Source organism: Pseudomonas sp. AC229 (assembly GCF_979254655.1).
Genome location: NZ_CEEDHK010000027.1, coordinates 1 through 20,721, shown reverse-complemented (window position 1 = coordinate 20,721; position 20,721 = coordinate 1). Strand labels below are relative to the sequence as shown.

Below are 20,721 nucleotides of genomic sequence, written 5' to 3'. Positions count from 1 at the left end.
GTCGCACCCTTCCCATCTCCCGCCCCCGCCGCCCCCGATTTAAGTACTTGAATCCCTTGGCATGTTTTCTGCGATAGCAGGGTGTCTGCCTTTCTTCTACGGATTGCCCATGTCCACTTCCACCGCCGCCTATGCCCAAGCCCGTTGGGATGAGTTGGAGCGTCAAAGCGACCTCGACTGGGACCTGGATGCGATCACCGACCGCCGCGAAGCGGTGGCGTTTTTGCAGCGGTTTGAGAATCGGTTGTGCATCTATTCCAGCTATGTGGAAAAGCTGTACAGCAATTACAGCTTCGTGGTGCCGGAGTCGGAGGAGGGCAGCATCACGATTCTTCCGGATGAACAGGCCTGGCACGACACGTTCAATGACGTGCCGTCCGATGCGGTCGAGCCCACCGGCATTCACATCCTGCCGGGCGAAACCATGGGCTATACCGGGTTGTACTTGAAGATTCCAGGCGAGCACCGGCTGGTGGCATCGAAGGAGTTGCCGTTTCAAGAGGGACTCAAGCTGCTCATTCAACGCTACGCGGCCAAGGGCGAGACCTTTCTGCCGGTGCTGATCAAGGGCGACCTGCGCGAGTACGAGGCGCGAATGCCGTCGCTGCATCTGCATCGCATCAATCCAGACAAGCTAGGCAACAGCTCCAAACTCAGTGTCGACGCCATCAAAGGCGCCATTGCCGATCACCTGATTGCGCTGTTTCGCCAGCACTGAGCGCAGTGGCGTTACGCCAGTGTGGTGTCTCGTAACAGTCGCCCCACACGCCCCTCGAACTCCCCGCTACAGACTCGACTATGGGTCGGGCGCCGGTTGCAGCCCAGGTTCTTATAGTGATGCCGTAGATTCTTGCCGCGCCCGCGCGCTGCCAAGCGTCCGAACACAATAAGAATAAGGAAATCGCCATGCGCTCGCCCCGTAGCCTTGCCGCAGGTCACCGGTCCCCTCTGCGTTCGCTGTTTGCGCTGGCGCTGCTTGCCGTCGCCGTGCTGCCGGGTGCTGCGCAGGCCAAGCTCGAGGCGCTGGCCGACAGTGAGCTGTCGAACGTCACCGGGCAGGCGTTCATCAACCTGACGACCGACTCCAACGCGGGCATCAACTACACGCGCGTCAACCTGGGCGTGAATCTCGACACTCAGCTGAATATGAAGAAACTTCAGCTCGGGCAGTACAACGATTCCCTCACTCGGCCGGGCGAAGTGGCGGGTTCTTCCGACATTCTGATTAACAACTTTGCCCTCGGCACGGTGAATGCCGACGACAGCATCAATGCGTTCAAAATCGCCAATCCATTTATCGAGCTGGCGTATGAGGGCAACAAAGTCATCGGCGTGCGCATCGGTTTTGGCGAGGCCAAAGGCACGCTGTCCGGCGACATTTCCAGCCTGACCGGCAACGTGCCGGTGCATATCAAGGGCACGGGCCAGGCGATTTATGACCAGGCCAACGTCGGCCAGAAACTGATTTTGGGCATCGGCGGCATTTACACCTCCAGCGTGTTGGAGGCGGACGCGCAACTGGTCAATGGCAGTGGCGCCGCCGACCCGATTCGCGGCACCCAGGCGGGCGTGAAGAATGGCGACGGCCTGACGTGCACCAGCGGTTGCCTGCCCATTCTGACGGACGCCGCGCTGGGCATTATCAAGTCCAACGGCTGCGCACTGCTGGGCATTCAGACGTGCTTCAACCTCGACCAATTCAAATCGCTGCCGGTGGGCAACCTGGGCGTCGCCGATCAAGCCGGCACTGCCGCTATCGAAGGCGCGGCCAAAGGCTTTTTCATCTCGCTGCAAACCAAGGATGTGGCTTGGCGCGATCTGGACAGCAACAGCTTTATGACTGCCCTCAAGGGCGCGTTCATGAACATGCCCAAGTACCGGGACGCCAACGGCAATATGGTTTCGCCGATCAACATCGACTTCAACCAGGCGTTCAACGGTATTCCGCGGCAAGACACCTGCCTCGGCAGCGCCACTGCGGGTTGCTGACATGAGCGCCCTCTGGCGGTTCGCTGGCTTGGCCTTGCTGGGCTTCAGCGCCTTGGCGCAGGCCGAGATGAAGGCCCTGGACGACCAGGAATTGTCGGGCGTGCAAGGCGCCGGCTTCGGCTTTGTGCTGGAAGACATTCTGCTCGACGCCAACAACGCGACCATCACCATCAACGACATCACCAACGGCAGCGGCCAGAACGTGCCGATTTCGGTGAAAGAGTTTTACCTGGGCGCGGCCGGCAGTAACAAAGGCGCCAACCTCAACCCCGTGACCATCGGCCGCCTCAGTTCGCCGTTCACGCTCGACCTCAACAAAGGCGAAAACCTGCGCACCCTTCGCGACGATGGCGTGTGGGTGCAAACCACGCCGAGCAATGTCGCGGTATTGGCGCTGACCTTTCCCGAGCGGCTGACAGGCGCTGCCGGGCAAGCCTGTATTTCCGGCTACGCGGCGGCAGGCAGTAACTGTTCGAGCCGGGCCAGCGAGAAAGCTGACCTGGGTATTCGCTTCGACTTTCAGGTGGCCGCTGGGCGCACCGACATTCTGAATATCGACATCGCCGAGTTGGCCATGGACGGCTCGTACCTGCGGTTGTGGGGCGATAGCGCTCGTAGTCAGTTGGTCGGCGAGATGCGCCTGAATTTATACGCGAAAGGTTTGACCGTAATGTCGTGCGCGGCCGGCGCTACTAACTGCGCCACGGCTGCCGACCAAGAGGCGCGCACCATCACGCTGAGCAACATGTACGCGAACATCTCGCTGGGTTACGGCAAAACCCAGCCGCTGCTGTTCGATGTAAACAGCAACGGCCAGTTTGTGCTGGAGCTGCCCAACCCCACGGCAGGCGGCACCACGGCAGCGCAGCGCAATACGCTGGCGACCGATTTCTACGCCAATGCGCCGCGCACCAATATCGTCATCGACAACCTCAAAGTCGGCAGCGGCAACTACAGCACCGGCGGCTACAACTTTGGCTACAACACGCTGCAGGGCTTGAGCATTAATTACCTGAAGGTGACCAGCCATGACCTTTAAGCGCATCGAGTGGTTGGTGTTGTGGCTGGCCTTGCTGCTGCCAGCACTGGCGCGCAGCGAGTTGCAGCCAATGGCCGATGACGCGTTAAGCGCCACCCGCGGCCAAGGCGGCGTGTACCTGTCAGGTGATTTCAGCGTGAATAAAAATGGCGGCGTGTTGTGGTCGACGCCAACCACCAATACCGCCAGCGCCTGGACGGGCAACCAACGCAGTTGCGCCACCCTTGGCGCCAGCTCGCCGGAAGATTGCGGCATGCGCCTGGCTATTCGCGCTGAGGCCGCCGGTGGCTGGTATGTGCTGGACAATATGAAAGGCGTGTTCAGCTTCGACGGTCTAACTCTTCGCACACGGTTTATCGACAGCGGCTTCAATGGCGATGGCGCCACGTTCGCCCAGGACACGCTGGAGTTTGGCCTGCCCAACGAAGTGAAGTTTCAAGACACCCGCTTCACCTTCGCGGTGGCCAACCAGGGCGGCTGGCGCAACAAGGCCGGCACTGCTGCTAACGGCGGCGATGCGAGCTATCAGCAGACCAATATTTTCTCGGCGAAAATCGACGGCAGCATTCGTATGCAAGGCAACGTGCTGGTGTTTCCTAAAAACTGAGGGGTAAGCCGATGCGCCGTTCGTTGCTGCGTTTACCACTGTGCATGGTCTTGCTGGGCCTCAGTGCGCCGGCGCTGGCCATGCAGGCGTTGGACGATGAGGGGCTGGCCAGCGTCAACGGCCAGTCCGGCATCAGCATGGAAATTAGCGGCGGCGGTTGGTCGGCAAGCACGGTCAGCTACAGCGAAGACGGCAAAACCGTGGCGCTCAAAGATGTCAGTAATCGGCCGGCCAGTGGCGCTACGGCCAGCTCGACCACCAAGGTCGATGTGGTCGGCAATCAGTTGGTGGTCGAACACAAAGCCAGCCCGCAAGTGCTGGCGGTGAACAACGTCGAGATGGCCGGCAGCAGCAACAGCTTCGGCAGTTTCCGCGCGTTTTACACCTTGGGCGCGACGCTGAAGGTAAAAGGCGGCGGCAGCAGCGGGGTGAGCGGCATCGGCCTGGATGACAGCACGCTGTCGCTGACCGACGTGACGTTTTACTACCGCGATAACGGCTACGACCTGATCGTCAACGGCATGTCGCTGAACGCCTACCTCAACGCGGCGTATGTCGACATCGTCAATGGCGGCAGCGGCAAGGAAGTGAAACTCGACCTCGGCAATTCGCGGGTGCTGGCGAGCATCGCTGGCATCGGCCTCGACCTGGCCCATGGCGACGCGGTGAACGGCGTGCTGGCGACGCCGACAAATCCGGACACTCGCGACCCTAACGCGAGCAAGAGTTTTGGCTCGCTGACGCTTGACCTGCGTCTGGGCGGCAGCTTGAGCATTGCCAGTGGCGGCGCCAGCGGGCAGGGCATCCGCATTCGGCCGAATATCGCGATCACCAACAGCCTGTTTCAGTATCAGGACGAAGGCGTGCTGCGGGCCGAGAATTTTGCTGGCGTGCTGAGCAGCACCAGTGGCCTGACGGTGGACTTGGCAAGCGACACGGTGGGGACATTTGCTCAGGTGAAGTTTCCTGATTTGCGTCTGAACGCGACCTTGGGTGGTCTCATTATTGGCAACGCCAGCAACCAGAAGCTCGGCAGCCTTGGGATTGATCTGAATTTCCTCGATGACGGCGCGAAGCAGAACTGGCTAAAGCTGCGGCCGGGCGGCGACGTCAATTCCGGGCTCAAGGGCGTGACCGCAGACGTGAGCTGGAACATGGTCAACAGTTCGGTATCGCTGACCGATAACGGCAACAGCATGTGGTTCAGCGGCCTGCGCACCAACGGCAGCGGCCAGGTGACGCTCGATGTGACCAAAAGCTGCGCCGCTGGGGCCAGCACCGGCTGCTACGCCGGCACCCAGAGCGACATGAGCCTGGGCAGCTATAACGGCCATTACGATGGGCTGCGCGTGGGCCTGAACAACGTCAAGGGCAGTTACAGCTTCGATGGTCTGCGGGTCGGCAGCGCCACGGCGCCATTGCAGGGCGGCACCGAGCTGCTGGTGCTGATGGAGATTTTTCCCGCGTATGACTTCACCCTTAATGGCCAACTGACCATTCAACCGGGCGGCAACGTTGGCAGCGGCGTGCGCTACAACGCCGACTTCTATGTGACCGAAGCGCGGGCGGCGATTACGGTCGACGAGGCTGGGCGCGGCTTGTGGTTGTCGGGCACCAGTTACGACATGCATTTCCGTGACGGCACGCTGGATATCAGCAGAGGCGCGGCGGGGGAGAAGGGCGGCGTCGAGCTGCGCAAGGGCACGTATTGGTCGAAGCTGGACGTCAGCGATGTGCGCTGGGGCGACCGCGCCACAGGCACCAGTCTTGGGCGGATCATGCTCAAGCGGTATGAACAGGGTTCGACCCTGGCGCTGAGTTCAGGCGGCGCCGGTGCGTTGTGTGTCGGCGGCAGTGGCGGTACGGCCAGCGCTTGTGGCGCCAGCGGCGGGCGCTGGGAAGATCGCGGCAACGAAGGCGTGTCGGTGAAACTGAAAAGCGTGTTTGTGCGCGATACGGCGGTGGACAGCGCGGTCAATGGCGTTGCCACCGACGAGAAGCGCAACCAGGTGCTGTGGGAAACCAACCGCACGGCAGGCAACGGCACCGGGGCGCAGCTGGTCATCGACAACTTTTCCACCTCCGACGGCGACCCCAACAATCCCAACGCCAATACCTATGGCGTGAATGCCGACCTGAACCTGGACGTCGCACCGACCAAGGTAAAAGTGAAAAGCGGGGCGAACGCGGGCACGACCGTGACGCCTGATCCGCTGGGGTTTGCGGTGAACGGGCGCATTACGTTCAAAGAGGTGAATGTGGATCGCCTGCAGAATGTGCATCCCACCGGCGGCGCGGTGACAGCCATGTATGGCATCAAGGCGCAGAACGCAGACATTCGCGCCAACCTCACCGCTACGCCGATTAACTAAGCGCGCGGCCGTTTCGCGGCTAGCGCATCGCGCACTTTTTCGCGGGCAAAAAAAGACCCGGCAAGAGCCGGGTCAAAAACCGTGATTAGCCTGATGAGGAGATAATCTGAAAGGCCGACTGAAGGTCTCTCAAAATATCGACTGATCTCGCGACCAGTTGCGGTAATAATAACAATTCTCATTTCTCAGTCAACCCCTTCCCCCAAACTTTTTTCTCGCCGGGCTTTAAAAGCGCAAAACCCGGCGCTTGGCCGGGTTTTGCGTACAGCGTACGGCTTACTCGCTAGCGGGCAAACGCAGCTGTGTAACTTCTTTGTTTAGTAGGTCGATGCGCCGCGCCATGCTTTCAATCAGGCTGTGGGCGATACGCGGATTGCTTTGCGTCAGGCTGAGAAACTGTTCCTTTGGAATCACCATCACCGTGCACGGCTCGCTGGCCAGAACGGTGGCGCTGCGTTTCTCGCGAGTGAACACCGCCATGGCGCCGAAGATTTCATCTTTCTGTACATCGCCGACCTTATGGCCGTCGACGTAAGCCTCGGCGTGGCCTTCGATGATGATAAATACGTGGTCGGCTTCGTCGCCCTGGTGAATCAGCTCTTCGCCGGCAGCAAAATGCTGGAAGCCGGTGGCGGGACGAATTTCCGGCTGCTTCAAACGCGCTAGCGCGTCGGACAGCAGCGCCGTATGGCCAATCAAGTACTGAACGAACAGTTCCAGCCGCACTTCGCTGGCATAGATATGTTTGAACACTTCGCTGCGGGTGTACGGCACCAGGCTCAGGGGTTCTTCGCTGCTGTACCGGCAGGTGGGAAATTCGATGCCTTGGCGCAGGCCGAACAGATCGCCTTCCTGCAGATAGAACAACGGGCGCTCATCGACCAACGCATGCAGCAAGCCGTTTTCGATGATGAACAGCTGATTTCCCGGCACTGCTAGCGCGAGGTCGTCGGTGCGCTCCAGACACAAGGTCGCGCCCGAAGGCGCAAGCCCTTCCAGCAGTTGCGTGGGGATGCCTTGCAGTCGGTTGATCAGCTGGTCGGCGTATGCCGGTTGCTCCCCGAGTAGGTACATACAGTAATTCCTTGAACTGGCTGGGCTTTCGAGAACGCACGAAGGTCCCTGAAACAATAGTTCGTGGCCGCCTCGGCGTAAATCCTCGAGCGCAGAGGATGTGAGCTAGCTCTTATTGTGCGGGGGCATAGCGTCGAGCTGGCCATTCAACTCCGCTTTGTGGGCCGGAGGCAACTCATTCCAGTGCACATCCAGCAATGCACCTTCGATTGCATAGAGTAAGACCTTCGACGCCCTGAACCCGCGCGCCTGCACGGCACGATAAGCGCCCACTGCGCCCAGGCGGCGTAGGTCGGTTGCGCTATGGATGCCGACGGCATGCAGCCATTGCGATGAGGTTTTACCCAGGTTTTTGAGGTGTTGCAGTTCGTCGTTCATCGCGCCTCCTTGGCTGCCGTGCTTAGTCCCCCGCGGTTAGCGCGACGGGGACCCTGCCAGGAAGTGTAGCGGCCAGTTCACAAAACGTGGCTGTTTGACATCTCTCCATACTTTTTCCAGTGCCGGGGCGACGTCGGCGACCGGATCGCGCCCATTTTTGCGCTCCCACAACTGGCACGCTGACCACGTGCGCAAATACCCCAGCAGATGGTCGAAGCTCCACTGCGCCTGCATGGAAAAGGCGGGCATCGCTATCGGTTGCAGCGGTGAGTGAATGTCGCGGTAGCCGGCCTCGATGCTGGCGCGCCCGGCTGGCCAGTAGCCGCCCAGCGTGTTCCAGTAGAAATCGTTGATCACTTCGTCAATCGCCTCGTCGATGCTCATCAGTCCATAACACCAGGCGCAAAACAGTCCGTCCGGTTTCAACAGCCGTTGCACTTCATTAAAGAAGGAGGGGCCGGCAAACCAATGCAGCGCCTGGGCGACAATGATCAGATCCAGGCTTCGGCTGGCCAGCGGGATGGCCGTTGCGTCAGCGGCAAACACCGACGTCGCCCGGAGCGTTTCGCTGGCAGCGAGTTGCTCAACGCTGGCGTCACAGGCCAACACCTGGCGAAAGTGGGCAAGCAGCGGCTCGCTGGCCTGACCAGAGCCACAGGCGATATCCAGTGCGCGTTCGGTGCTCGGACTTTGCTGCGCCAGCCATTGAAACAAGGCATCCGGGTAATGCGGGCGGAAGCTGGCGTATGCGGCAGCGCGGTTACCGAACAGTTGGGCAATTTCGCTCATGAAGTCGGGGACCGATAGCGCATGCGCGTGCCGTAAGTAAGCGACATCACGATTTCATCCGCACTCAGTTCGATGGGGAAGAACACCCCGGAGATTTGCGCGTGCGCGATGCTCGCGCCGTCCATGCGCGTGTTGCGCAAATCCATGCCGCGCAAATCGGCGCCGCGAAAGTAAGCATCGGTGAAGTTGAAACCGTCGGCTTCAAGCAACCGCAGGTCCAGGCCGCGAAAGTCGGCGCCGGTAAAGTCGAAGTCGCCACCTTGGGCTTTCAAGGCGTTCACGCCTTCGATGTCTTCGTTGTGCAGCAGCACGTACAGCGGATTTTCCAATTGACGCGGCTTGCTCATGGCGGGCTTCCGATGTGGGGTTCATCGGCAGTATAGAAGCCGCGCTCAGCTCTGCCCGCTGGCTGAGCGCGGTGATCGCGGAGGCTTAGAGGCCTGGCAGGCGCTGGCGGATGCGTTCGATCAGGGAGTCGAGGCTAGCGCTTTCGTGGGTGTCGACGCGTTTGGTCAGCACCAATTCCTCTGCGTTCAACGGCTCGCGGCTGTTGTGCTGGGCGCGAATGACCTCAATGGTGGCATCCGAAGGATCTTGCGCGGCCGCCTGACGCTGCGCCAGCCAACTGGCGATGACGGTTTCGGGCGCCTGGCAATCCAGAATCACGAATGGGGCACCGGTTTCCTGCGCAACGTCCCACGCGGCCTGGCGCTGCGCTTGTTTGAGGTAGGTTGCGTCGATCACCACCGGGAAGCCGGCGCGCAAGGCCGACTCCGCCAGTTGATGCAGGCGCTGGTACGTGGCAACGCTGGCGTCTTCGCTGTAGATGCCGGAAGTCAATTGCCCTTGTTCGGCCGTTTTCTGCTCGCCAAACAGGCGTTTGCGTTCGACGTCCGAGCGCAAGCGAATGGCGCCAAGGGCTTCAACCAAGCGCATGGCGACATGGCTTTTGCCCACGGCCGAAACACCATGAGTGATCGCCAGCAAACGCGAGGGAATGGCGCTGTAACTTTCGGCCAGGGCGGCATAGCTGCGGTACTGACGCAAAATTACAGCGCGTTGCACGGCGCTTTCTTCCTGGCCGAGGCGGAACAGGCCGACTTTGCCACGCACCATCGCCCGATAGGCTTTATAGAAGTTGAGAATTTCCAGCGCGTCGTAGTCGCCGGTTTGTTCCAGCCAGGCGCTGACGAAACGGCGCGACAACGGCTTGAGGCCTCGGTCTTCGAGGTCCATTGCCAGGAAGGCGGCATCGGCGGTGACGTCGGTCAGGCGGAAGGGCTCATTGAATTCGATGCAGTCGAACAGCACCACTTTGCCGTCCAGCAGGGTGGCGTTGCCCAAGTGGATATCGCCGTGGCATTCACGAATAAAACCCTCGGCTTTACGACGCTCGAACAGCGGCTGCAGGCGCTCGAAGCTGGCTTCGGCCCAGGCTTGCAGCGCGTCGAGCTGCAGCAGATCGGCTTTTTCCGAGAGCATCGGGCGGATCTGTTCGAAGTTTTGCGTGACCGGCGCCATGATCGCGGCGGCGGTGCCGAGTGGATGGTCTTGCGGCACGCGCGGCGCGTTCAGGTGGAACTGCGCGATCTGTGTGGCGAGTGCGTCGATGTGGTCGGTAGTCAGTTCGCCGCGGCTCTGCACTTCGGCCAGTAGCTGGCTTTGGGGGAACTGGCGCATTTTCAGGGCGTAGTCGATTACCGGGCCGCTGCCGTTGATTTGCGGAGCCTCGGCACTTCCGGTGATGGGCAGCACTTCGAGGTACAGCCCTTCGGTCAGGCGTTGGTTCAAGCGCAGCTCTTCGTTGCAGAAATGCTCGCGGTCCTTCAGGGATGTGAAGTCGAGAAAGCCGAAGTTGACCGGCTTTTTGATTTTGTAAGCGAAGGGACCGGTCAGCACCACCCAGGAGATGTGCGTTTCAATGACCTGGAAACCTTCTACCGGATGCGGGTAAAGGGCCGGGTTCTGCAAGGCGGCAATCAGGGTTTGGCTCACGGTCTTTCCTTGAATAACGGACTGAATTCAGGCGGCCATTATGGCGGCTGTGAGCAAGTGTGCAAACCGCTGGGAGGCGTCTGTCTGGCCCAGGCAAAGTGCGTATAATGCGCCGCCATGACACGTACCCGATCTTCTCGCCCCTCTCGTTCGCGCCCTAAATCCCGCTCTGGTGGCATGCGCCCCTGGCTGGGGTGGCTGCTCAAACTCAGTCTTGTCGGCCTGGTGGTCGTGGCCGGTTTCGCCGTGTACCTCGATGCTGTGGTGCAAGAGAAATTCTCTGGCAAACGCTGGACGATTCCCGCCAAGGTTTACGCCCGTCCTCTGGAATTGTTTGTGGGCCAGAAACTGGCTAAAGACGATTTCCTCACCGAACTGGATGCCCTTGGCTATCGCCGCGAAACATCGGTGACCGGCCCCGGCGCAGCCGTGGTGGCGGGCAATAACATTGATTTGAATACCCGTGGCTTCCAGTTCTATGAAGGTGCGGAGCCGGCGCAGCGCATTCGGGTGAAGTTTTCCGGCGACTACGTGGCCGGGCTTAACCAGGCCAGCGGCCAGGACCTGGCCGTTGCGCGGTTGGAGCCGCTGCTGATTGGCGGGCTATACCCGGCCCACAACGAAGACCGGATTCTGATCAAGCTCGACCAGGTGCCGCCTTATTTGGTTGAAACCTTGGTGGCGGTCGAAGACCGCGAGTTTTTCCATCACTTTGGCGTGTCGCCAAAATCCATCGCCCGGGCGTTCTGGGTCAATGCCAGCGCCGGGCAGATGCGCCAGGGCGGCAGTACGCTGACCCAGCAGTTGGTGAAAAACTTCTACCTCACCAGCGAGCGCAGCCTGACGCGTAAAGCCACCGAGGCAATGATGGCGGTGCTGCTGGAGGTGCATTACAGCAAACAGGAAATTCTCGAGGCCTACCTCAACGAAGTGTTCCTCGGCCAAGACGGTCAGCGCGCTGTGCACGGTTTCGGTTTGGCCAGCCAGTACTTCTTCAGCCAGCCATTGGCCGAACTAAAGCTTCACCAGGTGGCGTTGCTGGTCGGCATGGTGAAGGGACCTACTTTCTATAACCCACGCCGCAACCCGGATCGTGCCCTCGAGCGCCGAAACCTGGTGCTTGATCTGTTGGCTTCGCAAAACGTCGTCACCGCCGAACAGGCCGAAGCGGCCAAGAAAATGCCGCTGGGCGTGACCAAGCGCGGCAGCATGGCGGACAGTTCCTACCCGGCGTTCCTCGATTTGGTGAAGCGCCAGTTGCGTCAGGACTACCGCGATGAAGACTTGACGGAAGAAGGCCTGCGAATCTTCACCAGCTTCGATCCGATTCTTCAGCAGAAAGCCGAAAACGCACTGCACTCCACGCTAAAGGGCTTCAAAGGCCGTAAAGGCGCGGACGAAGTGGAGGCCGCCATGGTGGTGACCAATCCGGAGAGCGGGGAAATCCAGGCCATGCTTGGCAGCCGTCAACCGCGCTTCGCCGGGTTCAACCGCGCGTTGGACGCGGTGCGGCCAATTGGCTCGCTGGTGAAGCCGGCGGTGTACTTGACTGCGCTGGAACGTCCGAGCCAATACACGTTGACCAGTTGGCTGGAGGACGAGCCTTTCTCGGTCAAGGGGAAAGACGGTCAGGTGTGGACGCCGCAAAACTACGATCGCAAGGCTCACGGCACGATTTATCTGTACCAAGGCCTGGCTAACTCCTACAACTTGTCGACCGCCAAGCTCGGGCTGGAGCTGGGTGTTCCGAATGTGCTGAAGACGCTCCAACGATTGGGTGTTTCCCGTGAGTGGCCGGCATTCCCGTCGATGTTGCTGGGCGCGGGCGCGCTCAGTCCAATCGAAGTGGCCGGCATGTACCAGACCCTGGCCAATGGTGGTTTCAACACGCCATTGCGCGGTATTCGGAGTGTGTTGACTGCCGAAGGGGAACCTCTCAAGCGCTATCCGTTCCAGATTCAACAGCGTTTTGATCCAGGTGCCATTTACCTGGTACAGAACGCGATGCAGCGCGTGATGCGCGAAGGCACCGGGCGCTCGGTCTATAACCAACTGCCGTCGACGTTGAATCTGGCCGGCAAGACCGGCACCAGTAACGATTCACGGGACAGCTGGTTTGCCGGTTTCAGTCAGGATTTGTTGGCTGTTGTGTGGATGGGGCGTGACGATAACGGCGGCACACCCTTCACCGGCGCAACGGGTGCCTTGCAGGTGTGGACCGGCTTTATGAAACAGGCTGACCCACTGCCGCTGAACATGCCGCTGCCCGATAACGTGGTGCAGGTGTGGGTCGACGCGAACAACGGTCAAGGCTCCGATGCCAACTGCCCGAACGCGGTACAGATGCCGTATATTCGCGGCAGCGAGCCGGCAGCCGGTGCGGCCTGCGGCGGGCAAACGCCTGCAGGGGAAGTGATGGACTGGGTGCGCGGTTGGATGAATTAAGTGATGAGGTGCTCAGTGAATAAGTGGTTGATCCCTGCATTAATAGCCACCAGCGTGCTGACCGGTTGCGCCAGTGTTCAACGTGGTTCGATTCCGGTGGTCGACTCTGGCGCGCCGCTCTCGGCTGACCGTCCGCCCGTCAATGGGCGTGCGACCACTGGCGGCTATGCGCAAACGCCAGCCCAGCCGCAGACTCAAGCGGTCCCGCAGGATTCCGGCGTGGTGGTGATGGTGCCGGGCCAGGGGCGCGCGCCTGCGCCCATTCAAACTTACCCAAGCGGCTCGTCGGTGAGCAGTGCGCCGATCTCGTCGGGCGGTATTACGCCTGGCCCGATCACGACGGGTCCGATTACACCCGGGCCGAGCGCCAGTTACAGCGTGCCCACCCCTGTTGCGCCAAGCGGCATTCCATCATCGGGTGGCCTGGCCGCTGACGAACAGTTGGATGGGCCGGTGCTGGCCTTGCTCACGACAGCGCAACAGCAGCAGAGCAGTGGTGACCTAAACGGTGCCTCGTCCAGTCTGGAGCGCGCACAGCGCATCGCCCCAAGCGAGCCGCAAGTCTTGTATCGACTGGCTCAGGTGCGTTTGGCTCAAGGTGATGCTGCGCAAGCCGAACAAGTGGCGCAGCGTGGTCTGACCTACGCCAGCGGCCGCCCCACGCTGCAGGCCAGCCTGTGGGGGCTGATCGCCCAAGCGCGGGAAAAACAAGGCAACGCCTCGGGCGCCGCCCAGGCTCGCCAGAAGGCTCAGGTGAACCTCTGATGGATCAGCGGCTGCCTGCGCTGGCGGATCACTTGCTGCTGATTGAGCGGGAATTGCGTGCTCAAGGATGGTGGGCGGCGACGCCTCCGTCCGCTGATGCGTTGGCTAGCGTCGAACCGTTTTGCGTAGACAGCCTGTCGTTCGAAGAGTGGCTGCAGTGGATTTTTCTGCCGCGCATGAAGGTCATTATCGAAAGCGGGCAGCCGTTGCCGTCGGTGTCTGGCATTCGGCCAATGGCGGAAATGGTCTACAGCGCCAAGCTAGGCAAGGCGAGCGGGTTGCTCGTGTTGCTTGGCGAGTTCGATGGCTTGATCGGCGCGGCAACTTCCTAGGAAGTTGCCGGTGTGGCGGGAGCGTTAGTCGCTGCACGTGTCGGTAATGGCTTTCATATCTTCGGCAATTTTGCTTTGCCGTTCTTCCTCAGTGAACCGGCGTGTTTCGCCATTCACTTGCACCATCAGTCGTGGATTGTTCTGAAGTTGCGACAGGTGGGTACGCACCGCCTCGCAATACTTCGCGCGTTCTTCCTCTTTCGCGGCAATTTCTTTCTTCACTTTTTCATCGATGGCTTTCTGCGCCGGATCATCGACGGTCCCGGGTGCCGGTAACTTAGGCAGTGCCGCGGGGGCAGTTGGCTTCGGTTGGGAAACTTGGGTGCTGATCGGCGTAGCGTCCTGGCCCTGCGGCGGCTGGGCGCCAAAGTGGGTGTTGCCCTGTGCGTCGACCCATTTGTAAACCTGGCTGGCCGAGGCGGCTGCGCTTAGGGCCAACAGCAAGCTGCCGGTGATGATCATGCGTCGCATGCGGTGTCCTTCTGATTAGCGGCGGAACGTGCTGCTAACTATAACCAAATCCAGCCACTCGTCACCCTGCACCCGGTCACAGCTGCAATTCAAAGAAAGCACCACGGATGACTTGACTTGAGGGCGTTGAATCCGAACAATTCGACGTTCGCTGTAGTGGAGTCGGCCGCAAGCAGGCTTTAGCTCAGCAGACATGAGGCGCATACCCGTGCCGACCTGTTACACCCGCAACGCGTTACCTCGCGCTGGGTGGGAAAACCCCGAAACACTTAGGGGCGTTCCCAATACTTGCTCAAGTAGTAGCTGGCGTAGTCGGCGACCACCGTCGCTCATGCTCTGCTTGGCGGTAAACCTATTCGGACCCGTTCGTTTGTGAGCGGTTCTCTAAGCGTTTTAGGGGTGAACAACGTGGAGCTTTTATCTGGCGCTGAAATGGTCGTCCGCTTTTTGCGTGACGAAGGCGTTAAGCATATCTATGGGTACCCAGGCGGTGCCCTCCTGCATATTTACGATGCGCTGTTCAAAGAGCCGGAAGTGACTCACATCCTGGTTCGTCATGAGCAGGCCGCTACCCACATGGCAGACGGTTACGCCCGCGCCACCGGTAAAGCCGGTGTGGTGCTGGTGACGTCCGGCCCGGGTGCGACCAACGCCATTACCGGTATTGCCACTGCCTACATGGACTCCATTCCGATGGTGATCCTGTCTGGCCAGGTGCCTAGCAATATGGTCGGTACCGACGCGTTCCAGGAAACCGACATGATCGGTATCTCCCGGCCGATCGTGAAGCACAGCTTCATGATCAAACACCCGTCCGAAATCCCCGAAGTCATGAAGAAGGCTTTCTATATCGCTCAGTCCGGCCGCCCAGGTCCGGTAGTTGTCGATATCCCGAAAGACATGACCAACCCGGCGGAAAAATTCGAATACGTTTACCCGAAGAAAGCCAAGCTTCGTTCCTATAGCCCAGCCGTTCGTGGCCACTCCGGTCAAATCCGCAAAGCCGCTGAAATGCTGCTGGCGGCCAAACGCCCAATTCTGTATTCGGGTGGCGGCGTGATCATGGGCAATGCATCCGAGCCGCTCACCGAGCTGGCGAAAATGCTGAATCTACCGGTGACCAACACCCTGATGGGCTTGGGCGGTTTCCCGGGTACTGATCGCCAATTCATCGGCATGCTGGGTATGCACGGCAGTTACACCGCCAACCTGGCGATGCACCACGCCGATGTCATTCTGGCTGTCGGCGCGCGCTTCGATGACCGTGTTATCAACGGCCCGTCGAAATTCTGCCCGAACGCCAAAATTATCCATATCGACATCGACCCGGCGTCCATTTCGAAGACCATCAAGGCCGACGTGCCAATCGTAGGCCCGGTCGACAGCGTGGTGACTGAGATGGTGGCCATCCTCAAAGAAATCGGCGAAACCCCGAACAAAGAAGCGGTGGCCAGCTGGTGGAAACAGGTGGATGAGTGGCGTGGTGAAGGTGCGTTGTTCCCTTACGAGAAGGGCGACGGCAGCATCATCAAGCCGCAAACTGTGGTCGAGACCCTGTGCGAAGTTACCAATGGCGATGCCTTTGTGACCTCCGACGTGGGCCAGCACCAGATGTTCGCGGCGCAGTACTACCGCTTCAACAAGCCGAACCGCTGGATCAACTCCGGTGGTCTGGGCACGATGGGCTTTGGCTTCCCGGCTGCGATGGGCGTGAAGCTGAACTTCCCGGACGCCGATGTGGCGTGCGTAACCGGCGAAGGCAGTATCCAGATGAATATTCAGGAACTGTCGACCTGCTTGCAGTACGGCTTGCCGGTGAAAATCGTCAACCTGAACAACGGTGTGCTGGGCATGGTTCGCCAGTGGCAGGACATGACCTATAGCGGGCGCCATTCGCACTCGTACATGGAGTCGCTGCCGGACTTCGTCAAACTGGTCGAGGCTTATGGCCACGTCGGTATGAAGATCACCGATCTGAAAGACCTGAAGCCAAAAATGGCTGAGGCCTTTGCGATGAAAGATCGTCTGGTATTCCTCGATATCCAGGTGGACACCAGCGAGCACGTTTACCCGATGCAGATCAGAGATGGCTCCATGCGTGACATGTGGCTGAGCAAGACGGAGCGGACATAATCATGCGACATATCATCTCTCTGCTTCTGGAAAACGAACCGGGCGCACTGTCCCGCGTGGTCGGGCTGTTCTCTCAGCGTAACTACAACATCGAAAGCCTGACCGTGGCGCCGACTGAAGATCCGACCTTGTCGCGTCTGACGTTGACCACGGTCGGCCATGATGAGGTGATCGAGCAGATCACCAAAAACCTGAACAAGCTGATCGAAGTCGTCAAGCTGGTAAACCTGTCGGAAAGCGCTCATATCGAGCGCGAGCTGATGCTGGTGAAAGTGAAAGCGACGGGCGCGCAGCGTGCCGAGATCAAGCGTACTACCGATATTTTCCGCGGCCAGATTGTGGATGTGACGAGCAGCGTCTACACCATCCAGCTCGCCGGAACCAGCGACAAGCTGGACAGCTTCATTCAGGCAGTGGGCACCAGTTCGATTCTGGAAACGGTCCGCAGTGGCGTCACCGGCATTGCCCGTGGCGACAAAGTTCTGAGCATCTAACTCATTTAGCGCGAGGCCCTGACGGGCCTCAGAAATCAGGGGAAATTCATGAAAGTTTATTACGATAAAGACTGCGACCTTTCCATCATCCAGGGTAAGAAAGTCGCCGTTATCGGTTACGGTTCGCAAGGCCACGCTCAAGCGTGCAACCTGAAAGACTCCGGTGTTGACGTGACCGTAGGCCTGCGCCCGGATTCCTCTTCCCGCGCCAAAGCTGAAGCTCATGGTTTGAAAGTAGCCGACGTGCCTGCTGCCGTTGCTGCTGCTGACCTGGTCATGATCCTGACCCCGGACGAGTTCCAGTCCCAGCTGTACAAAAACGAAATCGAGCCGAACATCAAGAAAGGCGCCACCCTGGCCTTCTCCCACGGCTTCGCGATTCACTACAACCAGGTTGTGCCGCGCAAAGACCTCGACGTGATCATGATCGCGCCGAAGGCTCCGGGTCACACCGTGCGTACCGAGTTCGTCAAGGGCGGCGGTATTCCTGACCTGATCGCCGTTTACCAGGACGCTTCGGGTAATGCCAAGAACGTCGCCCTGTCTTACGCTTCGGGCGTGGGCGGCGGCCGTACCGGCATCATCGAAACCACCTTCAAAGACGAAACCGAAACCGACCTGTTCGGCGAGCAAGCCGTTCTGTGCGGCGGTACCGTTGAGCTGGTTAAAGCGGGCTTCGAAACACTGGTTGAAGCCGGCTATGCGCCAGAAATGGCTTATTTCGAGTGCTTGCACGAGCTGAAGTTGATCGTTGACCTCATGTACGAAGGCGGTATCGCCAACATGAACTACTCGATCTCCAACAACGCTGAATACGGCGAGTACGTAACCGGTCCGGAAGTCATCAACGCCGAATCTCGTCAGGCCATGCGCAACGCTCTGAAGCGCATCCAGGACGGCGAATACGCCAAGATGTTCATCAGCGAAGGCGCTACCAACTATCCTTCGATGACCGCCAAGCGTCGTAACAACGCTGCGCACGGTATCGAAATCATCGGTGAGCAGCTGCGTTCCATGATGCCGTGGATCGCCGCTAACAAGATCGTCGACAAAGCCAAGAACTAAGGCTGTTGCGATCCAGAAGAAACGCGGCTACGGCCGCGTTTTTTCGTTCTAGGCTAAGGCTCTGGTATAAAGCCTCAGTGCTGGAGCGGGGTGAACCCCGGATCAGCGTACTGGTCGAAAACTTTCCAAACCGTTGCAAGGTGTAGTTCATGAACGAACGTCCCGAGGAGCCGGCTAACGGTTCCGATGCAGAGAGCCTGCTGCCAATTGATGAACATGTTGAAGAAGGGCACGACGCCGAAGGGCGCAAGGTCCGGCATCGCGGCGTTTACCTGCTGCCCAACCTGTTCACCACCGCCAACCTGTTTGCCGGTTTCTACTCGATCATCAATGCCATCAACGGCAATTTTTACGTAGCGGCCGCCACGGTGTTCGTTGCGATGGTGCTTGATAGTCTCGACGGTCGCGTTGCGCGTCTGACCAACACCCAAAGCGCGTTCGGCGCTGAGTACGATTCGCTGTCCGACATGGTGGCATTCGGTGTAGCACCGGCCATCCTTGCCTTTGAGTGGGCGCTGGGCAGCATGGGCAAGGTGGGCTGGATGGTCGCCTTCATCTATGTGGCGGGTGCTGCGCTGCGGTTGGCGCGCTTCAATACGCAGATTGGCACTGTCGATAAACGCTACTTCATTGGTCTGGCAAGCCCGGCAGCAGCCGGTGTGGTCGCCGGTACCGTATGGGCGTTCAGCGACTTTGGTATTCAGGGCTCGAACATGTCATTCGTGATCGCCTTGTTGGTGGCAGCCGCAGGCATGCTGATGGTGAGCAACATCAAGTATTACAGCTTCAAAGACCTCGACCTCAAAGGTCGGGTGCCTTTTGTGGCGATTCTAGCGGTGGTGTTGGTGTTCGCCGTGGTATTCAGCGACCCACCTCGCATTTTGCTGCTGATATTCCTCGCCTATGCTGCGTCCGGGCCTGTTCAATACCTGCTGCGCCTGCGCCGTCGGAAAACTGCTGAGTGATGTAATTTCCCTCCAGCTCCGCGGTCTATTGGCGCGTCAGTCACTGATAGTCGCGGAGTTCCCCATGTTGATCAAAATCCCTTCTGCTTCCGCGTCGAGTGAATCCGACGTCACGCCCGAATCGGTTTACCTCTCACGTCGTTCCTTCTTCGCTGCCGCAGGTGGCGCCGCCGCGGCATTGGCGCTGCCGGCATACGTGCGCGCAGAAGCCTCGCGCTATGCGGATGTTGAAGAAGCCCCGGCACCAGGTTGGTTCGCTGACAAGTTGAAGGCGGCTCGCTGGCAAGCCGTTACCGCCGGCGGTGAAACGATCACGCCGTTCAAAGACGCTACGCACTACAACAACTTCTACGAGTTTGGGCCAGATAAAGGTGACCCGGCACGCTACGCCGGCTCGTTTAAAGCTGAGCCCTGGACGGTGATGGTCGATGGGGAAGTTGCCAAGCCGGGTCGCTACTCGTTGGAGGATATGTTCAAGGAGCAGCAACTTGAAGAGCGGATTTACCGCCTACGCTGCGTCGAGGCTTGGTCAATGGTCATTCCCTGGATGGGGTTTTCGTTGGGCGACGTGCTCAAACGCTTCGAGCCTACAGCGAAAGCAAAGTACGTCCGCTTCGAGACAGTGGTCGATCGCGAGCAAATGAAAGGGCAGAGCTCCAGCTTCTCGCTGATCGACTGGCCTTATATAGAAGGCTTGCGCATGGACGAGGCGATGCATCCGTTGGCGATTCTTGCGGTTGGCATGTATGGGCGGGTGTTGCCGGGACAGAACGGGGCGCCGCTGCGTCTGGTCGTGCCGTGGAAGTACGGCTTCAAGAGCATCAAGTCGATTGTTCGAATTACCCTTACCGAAGAGCAGCCGACTAATACGTGGCAGGCGCTGGCGGCTGACGAGTATGGGTTCTATGCCAACGTAAATCCGGCCGTTGACCATCCGCGTTGGACGCAGGCGCATGAGCGACGTCTGCCGAGCAGTCTGTTTAGTCCGAATGTAATGCCGACCCGTCTGTTCAATGGGTATGACGAGGTGGCCTCGTTGTATAGCGGTTTAGATTTGCGGACTAACTATTGATGCGATATCGGTTATGGCGTTTCGCGGTGTTTTGTCTGGCCCCCGTTCTCCCTTTGTATTGGCTGTATCAAGCCTGGGCGTTTGCGCTAGGGCCAGATCCGGGCAAGGTGCTTGTTGATCGCTTGGGGCTGGGTGCGCTGACACTGCTGCTTATTACCTTAGCGATGACACCGCTGCAGCGCTTGACCGCGTGGGGAGGCTGGATTGCGGTGCGGCGGCAGTTGGGGCTTTGGTGCTTTGCTTATGCGGTGCTGCATGTGTCGGCTTACGCCGTGTTTGTGCTTGGGCTGGATGGCGGGCAGCTGTTGATCGACTTGCGCAAGCGCCCTTACATCTTCGTTGGGGCTTTGGCCTTTATCGGCTTGCTCGCGTTGGCCGTTACGTCCAACCGCTGGAGTATTAGAAAGCTGGGCCGACGCTGGAAGGTGCTGCATCGGTTGGTCTACGCCGTGTTGGCTATGGTGCTCTTGCATATGCTTTGGGTGGTTCGGGCGGATATAGAGGAGTGGTTGATCTACGCGGTAGTTGGTGCGCTGCTCATGGTTGCCCGTATTCCGGGCGTTTTGAGCCGTCGGGCAAGATTGTCGCAGTAATGGCTTGACGGCTTTTCCTGGGTGCTTATAATCCGCACCTCTTCCGGCGCGGAAGGCTCCTAAAATTTCTTTCTAATCAATAGGTTAGGTTGAAATTGAGGGTTGCAAAGCAGAGCGATCTGCGTAGAATGCGCCGGGCTGAC

General features: G+C 59.5%; 20 protein-coding genes. 14 read left to right on the top strand and 6 right to left on the bottom strand.

Annotation, left to right across the window (positions count from 1 at the left end):
* The first annotated feature begins 109 nt into the window (after nt 1–109).
* The 5 genes from AC0IW7_RS24405 (at nt 110) to AC0IW7_RS24385 (ending at nt 6,007) form a co-directional block, all read left to right on the top strand.
* The gene (locus tag AC0IW7_RS24405) at nt 110–718 is read left to right on the top strand and encodes a hypothetical protein (protein WP_471821406.1); all 609 of its coding nucleotides are present in this window, start codon (nt 110–112) and stop codon (nt 716–718) included.
* A 188-nt stretch (nt 719–906) separates the two neighbouring features.
* On the top strand, nt 907–1,989 hold the full coding sequence (locus tag AC0IW7_RS24400; RefSeq protein WP_471821404.1) for a DUF6160 family protein: 1,083 nt from the start codon (nt 907–909) through the stop codon (nt 1,987–1,989).
* Between the two features lies 1 nt (nt 1,990).
* A complete protein-coding gene (locus AC0IW7_RS24395; RefSeq protein WP_471821402.1) occupies nt 1,991–3,028 on the top strand; it encodes a hypothetical protein in 1,038 nt (345 codons plus the stop codon).
* Entirely contained in the window at nt 3,018–3,635 is a 618-nt protein-coding gene (locus tag AC0IW7_RS24390; protein WP_471821400.1) for a hypothetical protein, read from the top strand. The genes AC0IW7_RS24395 and AC0IW7_RS24390 overlap by 11 nt, the downstream gene beginning before the upstream one ends.
* Before the next feature lie 11 nt (nt 3,636–3,646).
* Nucleotides 3,647–6,007 carry a DUF6160 family protein gene (locus tag AC0IW7_RS24385; protein ID WP_471821398.1) on the top strand — a complete coding sequence of 787 codons (2,361 nt, stop codon included), beginning with the start codon at nt 3,647–3,649 and terminating at the stop codon, nt 6,005–6,007.
* Nucleotides 6,008–6,283: 276 nt separating this feature from the next.
* Here AC0IW7_RS24385 and AC0IW7_RS24380 read toward each other — a convergent pair whose 3' ends face one another.
* The 5 genes from AC0IW7_RS24380 to AC0IW7_RS24360 form a co-directional block, all read right to left on the bottom strand.
* A complete protein-coding gene (locus tag AC0IW7_RS24380; RefSeq protein WP_471821396.1) occupies nt 6,284–7,081 on the bottom strand; it encodes a Crp/Fnr family transcriptional regulator in 798 nt (265 codons plus the stop codon).
* A 105-nt stretch (nt 7,082–7,186) separates the two neighbouring features.
* Entirely contained in the window at nt 7,187–7,459 is a 273-nt protein-coding gene (locus AC0IW7_RS24375; protein WP_122491889.1) for a TfoX/Sxy family protein, read from the bottom strand.
* Between the two features lie 36 nt (nt 7,460–7,495).
* Nucleotides 7,496–8,248 carry a class I SAM-dependent methyltransferase gene (locus AC0IW7_RS24370; protein ID WP_471821394.1) on the bottom strand — a complete coding sequence of 251 codons (753 nt, stop codon included), beginning with the start codon at nt 8,246–8,248 and terminating at the stop codon, nt 7,496–7,498.
* Nucleotides 8,245–8,595 (bottom strand): pentapeptide repeat-containing protein, encoded by a 351-nt coding sequence (locus AC0IW7_RS24365; protein WP_471821392.1) that lies wholly within the window; start codon nt 8,593–8,595, stop codon nt 8,245–8,247. The genes AC0IW7_RS24370 and AC0IW7_RS24365 overlap by 4 nt, the downstream gene beginning before the upstream one ends.
* Before the next feature lie 85 nt (nt 8,596–8,680).
* On the bottom strand, nt 8,681–10,243 hold the full coding sequence (locus AC0IW7_RS24360; RefSeq protein ID WP_471821390.1) for a bifunctional aminoglycoside phosphotransferase/ATP-binding protein: 1,563 nt from the start codon (nt 10,241–10,243) through the stop codon (nt 8,681–8,683).
* Between the two features lie 117 nt (nt 10,244–10,360).
* Between AC0IW7_RS24360 and mrcB the strand changes: the two genes are divergently transcribed.
* Genes mrcB through AC0IW7_RS24345 form a run of 3 tightly spaced genes read left to right on the top strand, consistent with a single transcriptional unit; the run spans nt 10,361 to nt 13,785 of the window.
* Complete coding sequence (gene mrcB, locus AC0IW7_RS24355; protein WP_471821389.1) at nt 10,361–12,688, top strand: penicillin-binding protein 1B; 2,328 nt, start codon at nt 10,361–10,363, stop codon at nt 12,686–12,688.
* 15 nt (nt 12,689–12,703) lie between these two features.
* On the top strand, nt 12,704–13,453 hold the full coding sequence (locus tag AC0IW7_RS24350; protein ID WP_471821387.1) for a tetratricopeptide repeat protein: 750 nt from the start codon (nt 12,704–12,706) through the stop codon (nt 13,451–13,453).
* Entirely contained in the window at nt 13,453–13,785 is a 333-nt protein-coding gene (locus AC0IW7_RS24345) for a YqcC family protein (RefSeq protein WP_471821385.1), read from the top strand. The genes AC0IW7_RS24350 and AC0IW7_RS24345 overlap by 1 nt, the downstream gene beginning before the upstream one ends.
* Nucleotides 13,786–13,809: 24 nt before the next feature.
* Here the strand turns inward: AC0IW7_RS24345 and AC0IW7_RS24340 are convergent, their stop codons facing one another.
* Nucleotides 13,810–14,256, bottom strand: coding sequence for a DUF4124 domain-containing protein (locus AC0IW7_RS24340; protein ID WP_471821383.1), 447 nt, complete (start codon nt 14,254–14,256; stop codon nt 13,810–13,812).
* 408 nt (nt 14,257–14,664) lie between these two features.
* Between AC0IW7_RS24340 and AC0IW7_RS24335 the strand changes: the two genes are divergently transcribed.
* The 6 genes from AC0IW7_RS24335 (at nt 14,665) to msrQ (ending at nt 20,578) form a co-directional block, all read left to right on the top strand.
* Nucleotides 14,665–16,389 carry an acetolactate synthase 3 large subunit gene (locus AC0IW7_RS24335; protein ID WP_471821381.1) on the top strand — a complete coding sequence of 575 codons (1,725 nt, stop codon included), beginning with the start codon at nt 14,665–14,667 and terminating at the stop codon, nt 16,387–16,389.
* A 2-nt stretch (nt 16,390–16,391) separates the two neighbouring features.
* Nucleotides 16,392–16,883, top strand: a complete 492-nt coding sequence (ilvN, locus tag AC0IW7_RS24330; protein ID WP_108099957.1) for an acetolactate synthase small subunit — start codon at nt 16,392–16,394, stop codon at nt 16,881–16,883.
* A 48-nt stretch (nt 16,884–16,931) separates the two neighbouring features.
* Nucleotides 16,932–17,948, top strand: coding sequence for a ketol-acid reductoisomerase (ilvC, locus tag AC0IW7_RS24325; RefSeq protein WP_122451504.1), 1,017 nt, complete (start codon nt 16,932–16,934; stop codon nt 17,946–17,948).
* A gap of 149 nt (nt 17,949–18,097) precedes the next feature.
* Complete coding sequence (gene pssA / locus AC0IW7_RS24320) at nt 18,098–18,913, top strand: CDP-diacylglycerol--serine O-phosphatidyltransferase (protein ID WP_122491881.1); 816 nt, start codon at nt 18,098–18,100, stop codon at nt 18,911–18,913.
* Nucleotides 18,914–18,977: 64 nt separating this feature from the next.
* Nucleotides 18,978–19,985, top strand: coding sequence for a protein-methionine-sulfoxide reductase catalytic subunit MsrP (gene msrP / locus AC0IW7_RS24315; RefSeq protein ID WP_471821379.1), 1,008 nt, complete (start codon nt 18,978–18,980; stop codon nt 19,983–19,985).
* On the top strand, nt 19,985–20,578 hold the full coding sequence (msrQ, locus tag AC0IW7_RS24310; protein ID WP_471821377.1) for a protein-methionine-sulfoxide reductase heme-binding subunit MsrQ: 594 nt from the start codon (nt 19,985–19,987) through the stop codon (nt 20,576–20,578). Before msrP ends, msrQ begins: the two co-directional genes overlap by 1 nt.
* The last annotated feature ends 143 nt before the right edge of the window (nt 20,579–20,721 follow it).

Coding starts and splice junctions, on each gene's coding strand:
- AC0IW7_RS24405 (WP_471821406.1), top strand. CDS start 110: ATGTCCACTTCCACCGCCGCCTATGCCCAAGCCCGTTGGGATGAGTTG.
- AC0IW7_RS24380 (WP_471821396.1), bottom strand. CDS start 7,081: ATGTACCTACTCGGGGAGCAACCGGCATACGCCGACCAGCTGATCAAC.
- msrQ (WP_471821377.1), top strand. CDS start 19,985: ATGCGATATCGGTTATGGCGTTTCGCGGTGTTTTGTCTGGCCCCCGTT.
- msrP (WP_471821379.1), top strand. CDS start 18,978: ATGTTGATCAAAATCCCTTCTGCTTCCGCGTCGAGTGAATCCGACGTC.
- AC0IW7_RS24395 (WP_471821402.1), top strand. CDS start 1,991: ATGAGCGCCCTCTGGCGGTTCGCTGGCTTGGCCTTGCTGGGCTTCAGC.
- AC0IW7_RS24365 (WP_471821392.1), bottom strand. CDS start 8,595: ATGAGCAAGCCGCGTCAATTGGAAAATCCGCTGTACGTGCTGCTGCAC.
- AC0IW7_RS24385 (WP_471821398.1), top strand. CDS start 3,647: ATGCGCCGTTCGTTGCTGCGTTTACCACTGTGCATGGTCTTGCTGGGC.
- AC0IW7_RS24390 (WP_471821400.1), top strand. CDS start 3,018: ATGACCTTTAAGCGCATCGAGTGGTTGGTGTTGTGGCTGGCCTTGCTG.
- AC0IW7_RS24370 (WP_471821394.1), bottom strand. CDS start 8,248: ATGAGCGAAATTGCCCAACTGTTCGGTAACCGCGCTGCCGCATACGCC.
- ilvC (WP_122451504.1), top strand. CDS start 16,932: ATGAAAGTTTATTACGATAAAGACTGCGACCTTTCCATCATCCAGGGT.
- AC0IW7_RS24400 (WP_471821404.1), top strand. CDS start 907: ATGCGCTCGCCCCGTAGCCTTGCCGCAGGTCACCGGTCCCCTCTGCGT.
- pssA (WP_122491881.1), top strand. CDS start 18,098: ATGAACGAACGTCCCGAGGAGCCGGCTAACGGTTCCGATGCAGAGAGC.
- AC0IW7_RS24345 (WP_471821385.1), top strand. CDS start 13,453: ATGGATCAGCGGCTGCCTGCGCTGGCGGATCACTTGCTGCTGATTGAG.
- AC0IW7_RS24340 (WP_471821383.1), bottom strand. CDS start 14,256: ATGCGACGCATGATCATCACCGGCAGCTTGCTGTTGGCCCTAAGCGCA.
- mrcB (WP_471821389.1), top strand. CDS start 10,361: ATGACACGTACCCGATCTTCTCGCCCCTCTCGTTCGCGCCCTAAATCC.
- ilvN (WP_108099957.1), top strand. CDS start 16,392: ATGCGACATATCATCTCTCTGCTTCTGGAAAACGAACCGGGCGCACTG.
- AC0IW7_RS24375 (WP_122491889.1), bottom strand. CDS start 7,459: ATGAACGACGAACTGCAACACCTCAAAAACCTGGGTAAAACCTCATCG.